Genomic DNA, 13,712 nt, shown 5'->3' on the forward strand with positions numbered 1-13,712 from the left:
GGACGGCTACAGCCCGCTGCCCGACAGTGCCGCCTGCTGGCGGACCGCCGCGACCACCGGCGAGTGCCGCAGGGCGTGGGAGATCTTCAGGAGGTCGCGGGGCCCGTCGGCGGTGTCGAGGACGGTCTCCTCGCTCGCCACGATGACCTTGCCCTCGGGGTCCGCGGAGCGGGCCTGCACGGCGGCCGCGACCATGGCGGCGTCGGCGACCGCGCGGGCGGTCTCCTCGTCGGCCCCCGCCGCGGCGGCGCGCTCGTAGGCGTCGTCGCGGTGGCGGGTGTCGAAGTAGGGCCCGAGGTTCAGGAACCCGTCGTGGATGTCCGACTCGCGCTGGATCACGCGCAGCTCGGCGGCGGACCACCAGGACATCTTGACGGAAGGGGTGCCGCTGGGAGCGGAGATCTGCACCTCGTGCCAGAGCGCGCCGAGCCGGCGGTAGGTCCGCCAGGTGTGCCAGCTGTCCGAGAGGCGCTGGCAGACGAGCGGGACCACGAAGCCGATGGCACTGATCAGCGCACCCAGGGAGGCGAGCGGCGGGGCGACGTAGGTGCTCAGGGCGTCCAGGTCGTTGCCGAGCCAGCGGGCGACGACGGCGGACATCTTGGTGGCGTCGTACCCGAGGTTGAAGATGTAGCCCGAGACGATGATGACCAGGCCCACCCGGAGCCAGCCGCGGACCTGGAGGGACCAGCGCCAGCACAGCACCACCATCACCACGGCGGCCACGTGGTGCGCCAGCAGGTAGAGGGTGATCATGTGCCCGATGTAGGGCGTCGTCGCGTAGAAGGTGTCGAAGTCGCGCAGGCGCTCCTGCGGGGTGTCGCCGAGGGCGAACAGCACCACGAGGGTGACGATCACGATGCTGTAGCCGAGGATCCAGCGCCGCGAGACCCGTCTGGTCTCCTCGGCGGGCCCGCCCCGCCAGTTGACCATCAGGACCAGGCAGGAGGCGCTGAAGGCGGTGATCAGGCAGTACACCAGCGGGGCCGAGACGTTGACGATGCCGGTCCAGCGGTTCACCGCGGCGATGGTGGGCGGGGCGGCGAAGGCGAACACCGCGCCCGCCAGGGTCAGCAGGGCGCAGACGGAGCGCAGCAGCGGGTCGCGCCAGTTGTGGCGCAGCGCCGGGATCTTGAAGGCGAGCGCGACCGCCATCGCGGCTGCCGGTATGTAGTAGTCCTCACCGTTCAACGGTCGTTCCTGTGCCCCCGGTATCCGAGCGAGGCCTCGATCCGGCCCGCCAACTGGTCACGCTGGGCCGGAGCCCGGTGGCTCGCCGAACCGGCCAGCCAGGTCCTGCACCTGCTGCCCAGCAGTAAACCGAAGGTTTCCGCCTCGGTCTCCTCCTGGACGTCGGCGCGCGTGCGCGCCGCGACCCGACGGACCGTCTCGCCGATGTCCGCCTCGTCCGTCAGGAGCCGGGCGGCGACGGCGGCGCCGTCGACGTGATGGCTGCAGTGGCCCGCCTTCATGTGCCACAGCTCGTGCCCCAGGATCACCAGTTGGTGGTCCGGCGCCGTGCGCTCCTCGATGACCACCAGGTCGCGGTCCGCCATGTCGAGCCACAGGCCGCTGGCCGTCCCCGGCGGGAACGAGGCCATCCGGAAGTCCACCCGGCGGCCACGGTGTCTGCTCATGCCCTCGCAGAGGGCGGCGTAGAGGTCCACGGGTTCCACGGGCGCGGTGAGCCGGATGCCGGCCACCAGCTCCCCGCACAACCGCCGCTGCTCTCTGCCTATGCTCACCGTTCTCCCCGTCGGCGCGGATCCGGATCAGGACTCAAGGATCAGACCCAGACTTTCGCCTGGGTCAGGATTCGTTCGGTTTGACGCTTTCGAGGAGCATGTCCAGCCATTCGGTCACCTTGTCCCGATGCTTGTCGCTGGGCAGTTGGGCGGCGCGCCAGGCGATGCCCCGCACTCCGTGGTTCTGGAGAAGTCTTGCCAGTGGATCGCCCGCCGAAGCGGCCGAGGCCGGTACGGTTTCCCGCGCGCGGCCCGCGAAGTCCTGGAGCAGCTGCTGTTCGGTCCGCTGGAGCGCGTCGGTCAGGGCGTCGGCGTCGTGGGCGGTGAGGAACCCCGCGTGGACACCGAAGAAGCGCTGGATCGCGTCGCAGTGTTCCATGGTCGGCCGGCGGTCGCCGTTGATCAGGGCTCCCGCCTGCTGGCGCGACATGCCGGCGCCGTCCGCGATCTCCTGCTGCGTGTACCTGCGGCCGTTGGGTTTGACCCTGGTGCGCCGGAGCAGGTCGAGGCGCTGGAGGAAGCGGGCCTGCAGGTCCGGTTCACCGGCCGGCCGTCCTTCCAGCAGGGTCCTGACCACGTCCGTGGGGACGCCGGATGCCTCCGAGAGCCGTCGCAGGTCGAAGACCTGGTTCAGCTCGCGGCCCATCTTGCCCGCGAGTTCGGCTACCCGCGTGACGGTGGCTGCCAGGGGTGCGTTGGCCACCGCGACGGGAGCCGGGAAGCCGTCTGTCACCAGTGGTTCTCCTAGATCGCGCGAGGTCGGTACGGGCACGTGGTCGGCCTCTGGAATCTATCCGCTCCGCCTCCGGAGGACCAGAACTTGCCACAGCTGTGGCGGGAATGAGCTGTCGGGAGGCTGGAATTGCCACAATAGTTGACACTCGAATGAAGTCGGTAGCAGGATCGCCACAGGCAATGAAGATCCAGACCGTGAGGAGGGGGAGCTCTCGGTGCCACATCTCGCAGCGGTGGGCCCGTCCGATGGCCTCGCCCGAGCCGGCGAGGAGCGCCTGGCGGGCGATGAGTCGGCGCGCGGCGCCGTGCGGTCGGAGCGACGCAAGGAGATTTTGCGCCAGCGCCGCGAGGAGCTGGGCCTGAGCCAGGAGGACCTCGCCGCACGGCTGCGCATCAGCGTCCGTGCGTACGGGAACTGGGAACGGGGCCTGGTCAAGGAGTGGACCGACCGCAAACTGCTCGCCCTGGCCGAGGCCTTGGAGATGAGCGAGCGGCAGTGCTTCTGGCTCTTCCGCGTCATGGTGGACCGTGATCCGCCGCTCACCTGGCGGGCCTCCGAGGACAGCCGGCTGCCGGACGACCCGGCCCAGCGCGACTACCTGTGCGACTACGCGGCGCTCATGGAGTCCGTGCCGTACCCGAGTTTCCTGGTGGACCACCGCTGGGACGTCGCGCTGACCAACTCGGCCTTCGACCAGCTCTTCCAGTCCGTACGGCCGCATCCCACGGCCCTGCCGGACGACAACTTCCTGCGCTTCGTGCTGTTCCACCCGGACGCGGCGGCGGTGCTGGAGGACCACGAGCCCGCCTGGTGCGTGCCGCTCCTGGCCCAGTTCGCGACCGCACTGGCCGGGGCCCCCGAGGACGAGGGGCTGCGCAGCATCCGCCAGGAGGTGGCCCGCGACCCCTTCATGGAAGCGGCCTACCGGTACGGGGTGCCGCACTGGCTGAGCACGCACGGAGCCGGCGTCGCGGAGCGCGACGGGGCGGTGCGGACCGTGCGCCACCCCGACCCGGGGTGGGGGCTGGTGCGCTGCCGCATGGTGGCCGAAAGCAGCCGGATGCTGGACGAGATGGGGCTGACCCGGATCACCCTGATCCTCTCCGCCCCCCAGGGCGCCCAGCTCGGCCCGGTCCGCGGCGGCGGGATCCCGCACCAGCAGCCGACCCGCCTGCGCGCCGTGCCGCCGCTGGGGGAGTGACCGCCCGGGGGACACTGGTCCCCCGGCGTGTGCGTGCGCGGCGGGGGTGCCACGGATCGTGGCACGGTGCGGTGTGCGGCGAAAGGGCGGTAGGGGCGTGCGGCTGACGATCCTCGGCGGGGGCGGGTTCCGGGTACCGCTCGTCTACGGAGCACTCCTGGGCGACCGCGCCGAGGGCCGGGTGTCCCAGGTGACGCTCTACGACGAGGATCCCGCGCGGCTCGCCGCCATGGCCCGGGTGCTCGCCGACCAGGCGGCAGCGGCCGCGGTGCCGGACGCCCCGGCCGTGACGGCCACCACGGACCTCGACGAGGCCCTGCGCGGGGCCGACTTCATCTTCTCGGCCATCCGCGTCGGCGGCCTGGAGGGACGCGCCGCGGACGAGCGGGTCGCCCTCGCCGAGGGCGTGCTCGGCCAGGAGACGGTGGGAGCCGGCGGGGTCGCGTACGGCCTGCGGACCGTGCCGGTGGCCCGTCGGATCGCGCGGCGGATCGCCAGGACCGCCCCCGACGCCTGGGTCATCAACTTCACCAACCCCGCCGGACTGGTCACCGAGGCCATGGCCGAGGAGCTCGGGGAGCGGGTCATCGGCATCTGCGACTCCCCGGTGGGGCTCGGCCGGCGCATCGCCCGGCTGCTGGGGGCCCGGCCGCAGGAGGCCTGGATCGACTACGTCGGCCTCAACCACCTGGGCTGGGTGCGCGGGCTGCGCATCGGGGGCCGCGACGAACTGCCCCGGCTGCTGGCCGACACCGAGGCGCTGGAGTCCTTCGAGGAGGGCAGGCTCTTCGGTGCGCAGTGGCTGCGCTCGCTGGGCGCCATCCCGAACGAGTACCTGCACTACTACTACTTCAACCGTGACACCGTACGGGCTTATCAGGAGGCGAAGCAGACACGCGGCGCCTTCCTGCGCGACCAGCAGCGCGGATTCTACGCCGAGGCCGGCCGTGCCGGGCTGCGGGCCGGGGAGGCGCTCGCCGCCTGGGACCGGACCAGGGCCGAGCGCGAGGCCACGTACATGGCCGAGAACCGCGAGGCGGCGGGGGCCGGGGACCGGGACGGGAGCGACCTGGAGTCCGGGGGCTACGAGCAGGTCGCGCTGGCGTTGATGCGGGCCATCGCCCGCGACGAGCGGGCCACGCTGATCCTGAACGTCCGCAACCGTTCCACCCTGTCCGTGCTCGACGACGAGGCCGTCATCGAGGTGCCCTGCCTGGTCGACGCCAACGGCGCCCACCCCGTGGCCGTCGCCCCGCTGCCGCTGCACGCCGTAGGGCTGGTGACGGCGGTCAAGGCCGTCGAACGGGAGGTCCTGGCGGCCGCGGCGAGCGGGTCACGGGCGGACGCCGTGAAGGCCTTCGCCCTGCACCCGCTGGTGGACTCGGTGGGCGTGGCGCGCCGGCTGGTGGACGGCTACGCGGCGGCCCATCCGGGCCTGGCCCACCTGCGCTGAACCTCCGCCGGGCCGGGCCGAGGGCCCGGCGCCGGGCCGCTCGTACGGCCTCGCGCCGGGGTCCGCGTTCGGTCCCGTACGGCCTCGCGCCGGGGTCCGCGATCGGTCGCTGGTGCGGCCCCCGCCCGGCCGCTCGTACGGGCCCTCGCAGCGGCTCCCCCGTACGGCCCAGTGCGCATGCGGCCCGGCGGGGGCGCTGTGAGAGTGCGAGATGTGACCACTGCCCCCGCTGACGCCCCTGCCGCACCGCGTGCGGCGCCCCCCGTGCTCGACCGGCGGCGGCGGAACGTCATCTTCGGCACGATCATGCTGGGCGTGCTGCTGGCCGCGCTCGACCAGACCATCGTCGGCACCGCCCTGCCCACGATCGTGGCGGACCTCGGCGGCGGCGACCACATGTCGTGGGTGGTGACGGCCTACTTGCTCGCGGAGACCGTCGCCACGGTGCTCGTCGGCAAGTTCGGCGACGTCTTCGGCCGGAAACTGATCTTCCAGATCTCGGCGGTCATCTTCATCAGCGGCTCCTTCCTGTGCGGGTTCTCCAGCAACATGACCCTCCTGATCCTGTGGCGGGGCGTGCAGGGCATCGGCGCGGGCGGCCTGATGGTCACGGCGATGGCGCTGATCGCCGATGTGGTGCCACTGCGCGAACGGGGCAAGTACCAGGGCGCGATCGGCGCCGTCTTCGGCGTGGCCACCGTCATCGGACCGCTGCTGGGCGGGCTGTTCACCGACTCCCTCAGCTGGCGCTGGTGCTTCTACGTCAACGTGCCCATCGCGATCCTGGTGGTGATCGCGGCCGCGCGGACCATCCCCTCCGTGCGCGCCGCAGGCAAGACCGTGATCGACTACCTCGGCATCGCGCTGGTGTCGGTCGGGGCCAGCGCCCTGATCCTGGCGACGAGCTGGGGCGGCAACGAGTACGCCTGGAACTCCGGGGTGATCATCGGCCTGTTCGCGGGCGGCGTCCTGGCACTGGCGTTGTTCTGCGGCGCGGAGGTCCGGGCCGCAGAACCGATGCTCCCGATGCGGCTGTTCAGCAACCCGGTCTTCTCGGTCTGCTCCGTCCTGAGCTTCGTCGTCGGCTTCGCCATGCTCGGTGCGATGACCTTCCTGCCGACCTACCTCCAGTACGTGGACGGGGACTCGGCCACCATCTCGGGGGTGCGGACCCTGCCAATGGTCATCGGCCTGCTGATCGCCTCCGTCTTCAGCGGCAACGTCACCAGCAAGACCGGCCGCTACAAGGTCTTCCCCATCGTGGGCTGCGCGGTCATGGGCGTCGGCCTGTACCTGCTGTCGCTGATGGGGCCGGGGACCAGCACCTGGCTGGAGTCCCTGTACATGTTCGTCCTCGGTACCGGCATCGGCCTGTGCATGCAGGTGCTCACCATCGCCGTGCAGAACACCGTGGACTACGCCGACCTCGGCACGGCCACCTCCGGCGTCACCTTCTTCCGTACCCTCGGCAGCGCCTTCGGGACCGCCGTGTTCGGAACCCTCTACGCCAACAGCCTGGGGCCCGGGCTGAAGACGGCGGTCGGCGAGGCGGCCCGGGCCACCGGAACCGACCCGGCGGTGCTCGGCCGGGCCGCGCAGAGCCCGGAGGGGGTGCACGGGCTGGACCCGGCGCAGGCCGGCCCGGTGATCGCGGCGTATGCGGAGGCACTGCAGACGGTGTTCCTGTGGACGGTACCGGTGGCGGTGTTCGGCTTCGTGGTGGCGCTCTTCCTCAAGCAGGTCAAGCTGCGCGACAGCGCCCGGGCGGGCTCCACGGACATGGGCGACGGCTTCGCCTCACCGGCGACGGCCTCGGGGAACTCGGCGAAGCTGCTGGAGCTGGCGGTCGGCAAACTCGTGCGGACCATGGGGCCGCAGGAAGCGCGGGCCATCGTCGAAGGCTCCGACACCCGCCTGGACATGGCCGGGGCGTGGACCGTCATGCAGGTGGAGCTGATGACCCGGACCGTGGGCTACGCCAGCCTCGGGCTCATCGCCGGACGGCGCCACCTGCCGCCGGAGGTGCTGCTCCCGGCCTTCGACCGGATGGTCGAGGAGGGCTACCTCACCCACGAGGGCAGTTTCTTCACGCTCACCCCGGGAGGCCAGCGGGAGGCCGACGTCATCTCGGCGGCCTGGGCGCACTGGCTCGGCGACCAGCTGGAGAAGGACCGGGGGCGGCCGCGGAGCGCCGAACTGCGGGTGGCGGCTGACGCGATCGCGAAGCGGCTGCTGGCCGAGGACCTGGGCGAGGGGAACTTCGCGCCGAGGCCGGCGCTGCCGGGGTGACCGTCGGGGGTCAGAAGCCGGTGCGGCCCGGCGGGTCCGTGACCGGTGCGGCCGGCGTGGAACCATCGGCGGGCGGCGGGCGTTCTTCCCACCGAGGCACAAGCGCAACGGGGGTACTACACATGGCGATCACACTGGCAGAAGAGGTCATGCTGCTGTCGCTGGACGACGAGACCGGGTCGGCCAAGCAGCGGCAGACGGCGGGCTGGGCGGTGGCGGGCGGCATCCTGCTGGAACTGGTCCTGGCCGAACGGGTGTCCGTGGCGGGCAAGTACCTGGAGCTGACGGATCCGACGCCGACCGGGGAGCAGCTGCTCGACGGCCGGATCCTGCTGATCGAGGCGTGGCTGCGGGGCCGCAGCAAGCGCCGGGTCACGGACTGGCTGACCAAGGACCACACCAAGGCGGTCGGCGCCACGCTGGAGAGCTTGCGCGGGCGGGGCGTGGTCACGGAGCAGGAGCACAAGGTGCTCGGCATGTTCCCGGTGCGCCGCTACCCGGAGTCCGACGGCTCGGTCGAGCGGGAACTGCGGCAGCGGCTGGAGGCGGTGGTCCTCGAGGGCGCCGAGCCGGACGTGCGGACGGCCGGTCTGATCGCCCTCGTCCACTCGGCGAAACTGCACCGCCTGGCCTTCCCCGGCCAGCCGCGCAAGCAGATCGTCGCGCGCGCGGCCGAGATAGCCGCCGGGCAGTGGGCGGCGGAGGGAGTGCGGGCCGCGATCCGCGACATGCAGGTGGCCATCACGGCCGCCAGCCTGGCGACGGCGGCGGCCGTGACGGCGTAGGCGGCCCGTCCCTTTGCGCGGGGTAGGGATGATCCGCCCATCGGAATGAGCTGACGCCAGATCCGCAACCACGGGGCGGCAGTGGGACGACGTGGGCCGTGAACGTCTCGGTGAGAGAGGCGTCTGGTCGGTGGTCAGCCGGTCGCGCCTCCAGACCGCTTGTGCGGTCCGGGTCGCACAGGCGAGGGCAGACCGCAGCCCGCCCGGGCGTCCGGCGCTCAGCTCCTCGCCCCGCGGGGCGAGGGCATGTCGGACCTGTCTGTTCAGTGCACTGAACTCCGCGGCGGAAAGCTTGGGCACGGCGCAATGGTCGTACGCGCCGGATGCCACCGCCGCGGCGGTGGCCTGCCGGATCGCGTCCGGCGTCCGTTCGGACAGCCGGGATGCCGTGGCGACGAAGGCCGCCACCCCAGGCGGAACCGTAGACATGGGGCCACGGTAGCGGTGGACGAGATGGCGTGCCCCGGCCCCTGGCCCCGGTCGTGGCCGGGCGGGGGCAGAGGGCAGGGGGCCCGTTCCGGTTGCCGTCGCCGCCAGGTGGCCGCCTCGCCGGCTGCCCTCAGGCGGTCGAGGTCGAGGTCGGGTAGGCGTACGAGGACACGTCCGGCAGCGTCGTGAGGTCCGGGCGCCAGGCACGCAGGACGCCCGCCGAGGGGGCGTAGAGGGCCGCCGGGATCTCGGCCGGGGCGAACCACTGCCACCGGACGATCTTGTGCGGTTCGGTGACGGCGGGCACGCCCTGCGCGGTGGTGGTGACCGCGGCCGCCGTGAGCCGGGTCGTGCCCGACTTCGCGTCGATCTGGACGGAGAGCACCCGGATCCCCTCGGGGGCCGCCCGCAGGTCCGTCTCCTCGGCGAGTTCGCGGGCCGCGGCCTGCTCGAAGCCCTCGCCGGGGTCGACCTTGCCGCCGGGCAGCTCCCAGCGGCCGTCGTGCGCCTGGCCGAGCAGCACCCGGCCGTCCGGGCCCACCACGACCAGCCCGACGCCGACGACGGCATTGGGCTGCGGGACGGCCCGCTCAGGGCGTTCCGGATGCTCGGGGCGGGGGTCGGTGCTGCTCATGGCCGTCCTTTCGGTGGGGTGCTGGGCCGGGCCCTGACGTGGATCCGCTCGCCCTGCGGACCGAACAGGCTGAGGAACTCCGCGGGCTGCGGACCCGGGTTGAAGAAGGCGTGCGGGGTGTGCGTGTCGAATTCGGCCGCCTCGCCGGGGCCGAGGATCAGATCGTGCTCGCCCAGCAGCATCCGTACCCGCCCGGACAGCACGTACAGCCACTCGTAGCCCTCGTGGACGCGGAGTTCGGGCGGCGGCCCCTCGTGCGGCGGGAGGATCAGCTTGAAGGCGCTCACCCCGCCGCCGAGGCCGCGCGTCAGCGGCACGTACGTGGAGCCGTGCCGGACGAAGGGACGCGGGCGGATGCGCGGGTCCCCGGTCTCGGGCGCTCCGACCAGCTCGTCGAGCGCCACCCGGTGCGCCCGGGCCAGCGGGAGCAGCAGCTCCAGCGTCGGGCGGCGCTGTCCGGACTCCAGCCGGGACAGCGTGGAGAGCGAGATGCCGGTGGACTCGCTGAGCTGCGCCAATGTCGTGCCGCGCTGCCGGCGCAGGGCGCGCAGTCGTGGTCCGACGGAGGTGAGCACACCCGCGAGTTCTTCGTCCTGCTCCTCGGTGGCCATGCCTCCATTTGCTGCTTCGGCAACAGAATTTGTCAAGCGCGGGGCCACGGGCGGACCCTCGCCGACATGGACGACATGGACGACATGGACGACATGGACGACATGGACGCCAGGAACGACAGCGGCGGCATCGGCGGCAAGGGCGGCGAGGACGGCATGGACACGGACGAGCGGTTCGACGCGGTGGTGGTGGGCGGCGGGGCCGCCGGTCTGGCCGGGGCGCTGACCCTGGTCCGGGCCCGGCGCTCGGTGCTCGTCCTGGACTCGGGGACTCCGCGCAACGCCCCCTCCGCGCACCTGCACGGCTACCTCGGCCAGGACGGCCAGAGCCCCGCGGCCCTGCTGGCCAGGGGGCGCGCCGAGGTGACTGGCTACGGCGGTGAGGTCCGGGCCGTCACGGCCGTCGCGGCCGACCGGTTGCCCGGGGGAGGGTTCCTGGTCCGCTGCGGGGACGGCTCCACCGTCCGCGCCCGGAGGCTGCTGGTCGCCACCGGCCTGGTGGACGAACTGCCGGGGCTGCCGGGCATCCGGGAGCGCTGGGGCCGCGACGTGCTGCACTGCCCGTACTGCCACGGCTGGGAGGTCCGGGACCAGCCGCTCGCCGTGCTGGCCACCGGCCCCGTATCCGTGCACCAGGCCCAGCTCTGGCGCAACTGGAGCGAGCACGTCACCCTGCTGGCGCACACCTGGCCGCTCACCGCCCAGGACCGCGAGCTGCTGGCGGCCCTGGGCGTGGCGGTCGTTGAGGGCGAGGTGACCGGCCTCGACGTCAGTGAGGACCGGCTGACCGGGGTGGCGCTGGCCGGGGGGACCTCCGTGGCGTGCCGGGCGCTGGTGGTGGCCCCCAGGTTCGTGGCCCGCGCGGGCGTGCTCACCAGCCTGGGCCTGCCGACCGTCGGTGTCGAACGCGACGGCCAGGTGGTCGCCACCTGCGTCGCCTCCGATCCCGCGACCGGGGCGACCGCCCTGACCGGGGTCTGGGCCGCGGGCAATGTGACCGCCCCGATGGAGCAGGTGGCGGGCTCCGCCGCCCAGGGCGTGCGGGCGGCCGTCGCTCTCAACGCCGACCTGGTCGAGGAGGAGACCCGGCGGGCGCTGGAGGTCCACCGGGCCGGTGCACGGGCGGATCCGGAGGCAGGCCCGGGGCCGGCCGGGCGGTAGGGCGCTGGTCCGTTATCGGATGCCTGTACGGGTTTGGGCCCGACGCCGTCCGTGCAGGCTCTGGGCGGTCTGATCGTCGTACGGTTCGGCGGTTCAACGGCTCAGGGGGCGTTCACATGGCACATGTGCTGGTTATAGGCGGAGGTGTCGGAGGGCCGGCCACGGCCCTGCTGGCGGCACGGCGGGGGCATACGGTCGAACTCTTCGAACGCGACACCCGGGCCCCGGGCACCGCGCTCGACCGCGACTTCTTCGGCTGGCGCCGCCCGGCCGTACCCCAGGCGACCCAGCCCCACGTCCTCCTCGGGGCCGCGCGCACGGTCCTGCGGAACGAACTCCCCGACGTATACGAGGAGATGCTGCGGCTGGGGGCGCGCGAACGGCACGAGCTCGACTGGTTCGACGTACGCCCGCCCGCCCGGCCCGGCGACGAGGACCTCGTCATGATCCAGGCCCGGCGCATCCTGCTGGAAAGCGCCCTGACCACCGCCCTGCGCGCCGAACCGGGTGTCGTCGCACGGTACGGGGAACCCGTCACCGGCCTGACCAGCCTGACCACACCATCAGGGGTCCGGGTGACGGGAGTGACCACGGAGGCCGGCGGCCACCCGGGGGACCTCGTGGTGGACGCAGGAGGGCGGCGCGGCGGCGTGGAGCGCTGGCTGACCGCAGCGGGCTGCCGTCCCTCCGTCGTGGAACGCCACCGCACCGGGCTGGCGTACTTCTGCCGCTGGTACCAGCTGCCCGGGGGAGTGGAGGACGGGCCGCGCCGCCCGTGGGCGGTGGCCGGCGGGACCTTCGCCGGATGCGCCGTCTTCCCGGCCGACAACCGGGTGTTCGCGGTGACCCTGATCGTGCACACCGGGGACTCCACGCGCTCCGCCCTGCGCGACCCCGCCGTCTTCGAGGCCGCCGCCCGCTGCTTCCCGCCCGGCGCCGCCTGGCTGGGACTCGGCGCCGAACCGCTGTCCGGGGTGGTCGCCACCGCGAGCCTGGACAACCGGTGGAGCGCGCTGGTCGACGACCGGGGCCCGGTGGTGACGGGACTCGTACCGGTCGGGGACGCGATCACGCACACCAACCCGACCCTCGGGCAGGGCACTTCGCTCGCCCTGTGGGCCGCGAGCAGGGTGGCCCGCACGGCGCACCAGGAGCCCGCTTCGGAGCAGTTCGCCGCCGACCACCACGCGTGGGCCGTGCGCACCCTGAAGCCGTGGTTCGACTTCCAGGTGGTTGCCGACGCGGCCATCGGGGAGCGGTTCGCGACCAGGGTCGCGCGGACCGGCACGGCGCGCGAGATCGCCGCGCTGTTCGACTGCGCCCTGGACGACCCCGAGGTGATGCGGGCGCGGGCCAGGGTCCGGCACCTGGCGGAGCCGCCGGAGCGGGCGTACGCGGACCCGGAGGTCCGGGCCCGGGTGGCGCGCTGGCTGGCCGCGCGGCCGGAGTACGCGCCGAACGCGGTCGGGCCGGACCGGGCGGAGTGGGAGAGACTGACGGCCGGTTGAGCAAGCCGCGGCCGGGGCGCTCGCGGCGGGGGTGCCCGCGGCCGGGTGCCCGCGGTCAGGTGACGGGGCCCAGCACCTCGGCGAGGTCGTAGCCGACGACCTCCTCGAGCTGGGCGTAGGTGCAGCTCTCCGGCACCCGGTCGGGCCGCCACCGGCGGAACTGGGCGGTGTGCCGGAAGCGGTCGCCCTCCATGTGGTCGTACGTGACCTCGCAGACCCGCTCGGGCCGCAGCGGGACCCAGGACAGGTCCTTCTTCCCGGTCCAGCGGCTCTGCGCACCGGGCAGCCGGGCGCTCTCGTGCGCCTCCTCCTCGGCCCAGGCGGCCCACGGGTGACCGGAGACGTCGGCCATCCGGAGCGGTTCCAGCTCCTCGACCAGCTCGGCGCGGCGCTTCATCGGGAAGGCGGCGCACACGCCCACGTGCTGGAGGGCGCCGTGCTGGTCGTGCAGCCCGAGCAGCAGTGATCCGACAATCGGACCGCTCTTGTGGAAACGGAAACCCGCGACGACGACGTCGGCCGTACGCTCGTGCTTGATCTTGAACATCAGGCGGGCATCGGGCCGATAGGGCAGGTCGAGCGGTTTGGCGACCACCCCGTCGAGCCCGGCGCCCTCGAACCGCTCGAACCACTCCTGCGCGAGCGCGGCATCGGTGGTCGCGGGCGCGACGTGGACGGGGGGCCGAGCGGTGGACAGGGCTTGGGTGAGGGCGGCGCGGCGGTCGGCGAGCGACGTGTCGAGGAGCGACGCCTCGCCGAGCGCGAGCAGGTCGAAGGCGACGAAGCTGGCCGGGGTCTTCCCGGCGAGGAGGGTGACGCGGGACTGCGCGGGATGGATGCGCTCGGTCAGCCGGTCGAAATCGAGACGTCCGCCATGCACGATCACGATCTCACCGTCCACGACGCACCGGTCGGGCAGATTCTCCTTCAGCGCCACCACCAGCTCAGGAAAGTACCTGGTCAAGGTCTTCCCGGTGCGGCTGCCGATCTCCACCTCGTCCCCGTCCCGGTGCACGATGGCGCGGAAGCCGTCCCACTTGGCCTCGTACTGCATCCCGGGCGGGATCTTCGCCACGGCCTTGGCGAGCATCGGCTTCACGGGCGGCATCACCGGTAGATCCATGCCCTCGATTCTGCGGTGGTACGTCCGGACCCGCCCG

The 13,712-nt window shown here is 72.9% G+C and carries 12 protein-coding genes; 6 read left to right on the forward strand and 6 right to left on the reverse strand.

Going from position 1 to position 13,712, the window contains the following annotated elements:
• Positions 1-6: 6 nt before the first annotated feature.
• The 3 genes from ACFWUZ_RS01035 to ACFWUZ_RS01045 all read right to left on the reverse strand — a co-directional run bounded on the left by ACFWUZ_RS01035 (position 7) and on the right by ACFWUZ_RS01045 (position 2,478).
• Positions 7-1,191 (reverse strand): MAB_1171c family putative transporter, encoded by a 1,185-nt coding sequence (locus ACFWUZ_RS01035; RefSeq protein WP_384364962.1) that lies wholly within the window; start codon positions 1,189-1,191, stop codon positions 7-9.
• Complete coding sequence (locus ACFWUZ_RS01040) at positions 1,188-1,745, reverse strand: toxin-antitoxin system, toxin component (protein ID WP_266939894.1); 558 nt, start codon at positions 1,743-1,745, stop codon at positions 1,188-1,190. Before ACFWUZ_RS01040 ends, ACFWUZ_RS01035 begins: the two co-directional genes overlap by 4 nt.
• Before the next feature lie 64 nt (positions 1,746-1,809).
• Complete coding sequence (locus ACFWUZ_RS01045) at positions 1,810-2,478, reverse strand: helix-turn-helix domain-containing protein (RefSeq protein ID WP_384364965.1); 669 nt, start codon at positions 2,476-2,478, stop codon at positions 1,810-1,812.
• Between the two features lie 217 nt (positions 2,479-2,695).
• Between ACFWUZ_RS01045 and ACFWUZ_RS01050 the strand changes: the two genes are divergently transcribed.
• From ACFWUZ_RS01050 to ACFWUZ_RS01065, 4 genes are all read left to right on the forward strand, one after another.
• Positions 2,696-3,682: a helix-turn-helix domain-containing protein gene (locus ACFWUZ_RS01050; RefSeq protein WP_384364967.1), complete on the forward strand. Its 987-nt coding sequence runs from the start codon at positions 2,696-2,698 to the stop codon at positions 3,680-3,682.
• Positions 3,683-3,779: 97 nt separating this feature from the next.
• Positions 3,780-5,135 (forward strand): 6-phospho-beta-glucosidase, encoded by a 1,356-nt coding sequence (locus ACFWUZ_RS01055; RefSeq protein WP_384364970.1) that lies wholly within the window; start codon positions 3,780-3,782, stop codon positions 5,133-5,135.
• Between the two features lie 177 nt (positions 5,136-5,312).
• On the forward strand, positions 5,313-7,424 hold the full coding sequence (locus ACFWUZ_RS01060; protein WP_384364973.1) for an MDR family MFS transporter: 2,112 nt from the start codon (positions 5,313-5,315) through the stop codon (positions 7,422-7,424).
• Between the two features lie 122 nt (positions 7,425-7,546).
• On the forward strand, positions 7,547-8,209 hold the full coding sequence (locus tag ACFWUZ_RS01065; protein WP_384364976.1) for a GPP34 family phosphoprotein: 663 nt from the start codon (positions 7,547-7,549) through the stop codon (positions 8,207-8,209).
• A 559-nt stretch (positions 8,210-8,768) separates the two neighbouring features.
• Here the strand turns inward: ACFWUZ_RS01065 and ACFWUZ_RS01070 are convergent.
• On the reverse strand, positions 8,769-9,272 hold the full coding sequence (locus tag ACFWUZ_RS01070) for an NUDIX domain-containing protein (protein WP_384364979.1): 504 nt from the start codon (positions 9,270-9,272) through the stop codon (positions 8,769-8,771).
• On the reverse strand, positions 9,269-9,883 hold the full coding sequence (locus ACFWUZ_RS01075; RefSeq protein ID WP_384364981.1) for a helix-turn-helix domain-containing protein: 615 nt from the start codon (positions 9,881-9,883) through the stop codon (positions 9,269-9,271). Before ACFWUZ_RS01075 ends, ACFWUZ_RS01070 begins: the two co-directional genes overlap by 4 nt.
• Positions 9,884-10,039: 156 nt before the next feature.
• Here ACFWUZ_RS01075 and ACFWUZ_RS01080 point away from each other — a divergent pair, with 156 nt between their 5' ends.
• Entirely contained in the window at positions 10,040-11,044 is a 1,005-nt protein-coding gene (locus tag ACFWUZ_RS01080; RefSeq protein WP_384366250.1) for an NAD(P)/FAD-dependent oxidoreductase, read from the forward strand.
• A gap of 116 nt (positions 11,045-11,160) precedes the next feature.
• Positions 11,161-12,552 carry an NAD(P)/FAD-dependent oxidoreductase gene (locus ACFWUZ_RS01085; RefSeq protein WP_384364984.1) on the forward strand — a complete coding sequence of 464 codons (1,392 nt, stop codon included), beginning with the start codon at positions 11,161-11,163 and terminating at the stop codon, positions 12,550-12,552.
• Between the two features lie 55 nt (positions 12,553-12,607).
• Here the strand turns inward: ACFWUZ_RS01085 and ACFWUZ_RS01090 are convergent, their stop codons facing one another.
• Positions 12,608-13,675: an ATP-dependent DNA ligase gene (locus ACFWUZ_RS01090; protein ID WP_384364987.1), complete on the reverse strand. Its 1,068-nt coding sequence runs from the start codon at positions 13,673-13,675 to the stop codon at positions 12,608-12,610.
• Between the last annotated feature and the right edge of the window lie 37 nt (positions 13,676-13,712).

This window comes from Streptomyces sp. NPDC058646, assembly GCF_042716875.1.
GTDB lineage: Bacteria > Actinomycetota > Actinomycetes > Streptomycetales > Streptomycetaceae > Streptomyces.

What these genes read in the sequence shown, in the direction of transcription:
- ACFWUZ_RS01060 (WP_384364973.1), top strand. Translation starts at nt 5,313, where the DNA reads ATGCGGCCCGGCGGGGGCGCTGTGAGAGTGCGAGATGTGACCACTGCC.
- ACFWUZ_RS01065 (WP_384364976.1), top strand. Translation starts at nt 7,547, where the DNA reads ATGGCGATCACACTGGCAGAAGAGGTCATGCTGCTGTCGCTGGACGAC.
- ACFWUZ_RS01070 (WP_384364979.1), bottom strand. Translation starts at nt 9,272, where the DNA reads ATGAGCAGCACCGACCCCCGCCCCGAGCATCCGGAACGCCCTGAGCGG.
- ACFWUZ_RS01075 (WP_384364981.1), bottom strand. Translation starts at nt 9,883, where the DNA reads ATGGCCACCGAGGAGCAGGACGAAGAACTCGCGGGTGTGCTCACCTCC.
- ACFWUZ_RS01080 (WP_384366250.1), top strand. Translation starts at nt 10,040, where the DNA reads ATGGACACGGACGAGCGGTTCGACGCGGTGGTGGTGGGCGGCGGGGCC.
- ACFWUZ_RS01085 (WP_384364984.1), top strand. Translation starts at nt 11,161, where the DNA reads ATGGCACATGTGCTGGTTATAGGCGGAGGTGTCGGAGGGCCGGCCACG.
- ACFWUZ_RS01090 (WP_384364987.1), bottom strand. Translation starts at nt 13,675, where the DNA reads ATGGATCTACCGGTGATGCCGCCCGTGAAGCCGATGCTCGCCAAGGCC.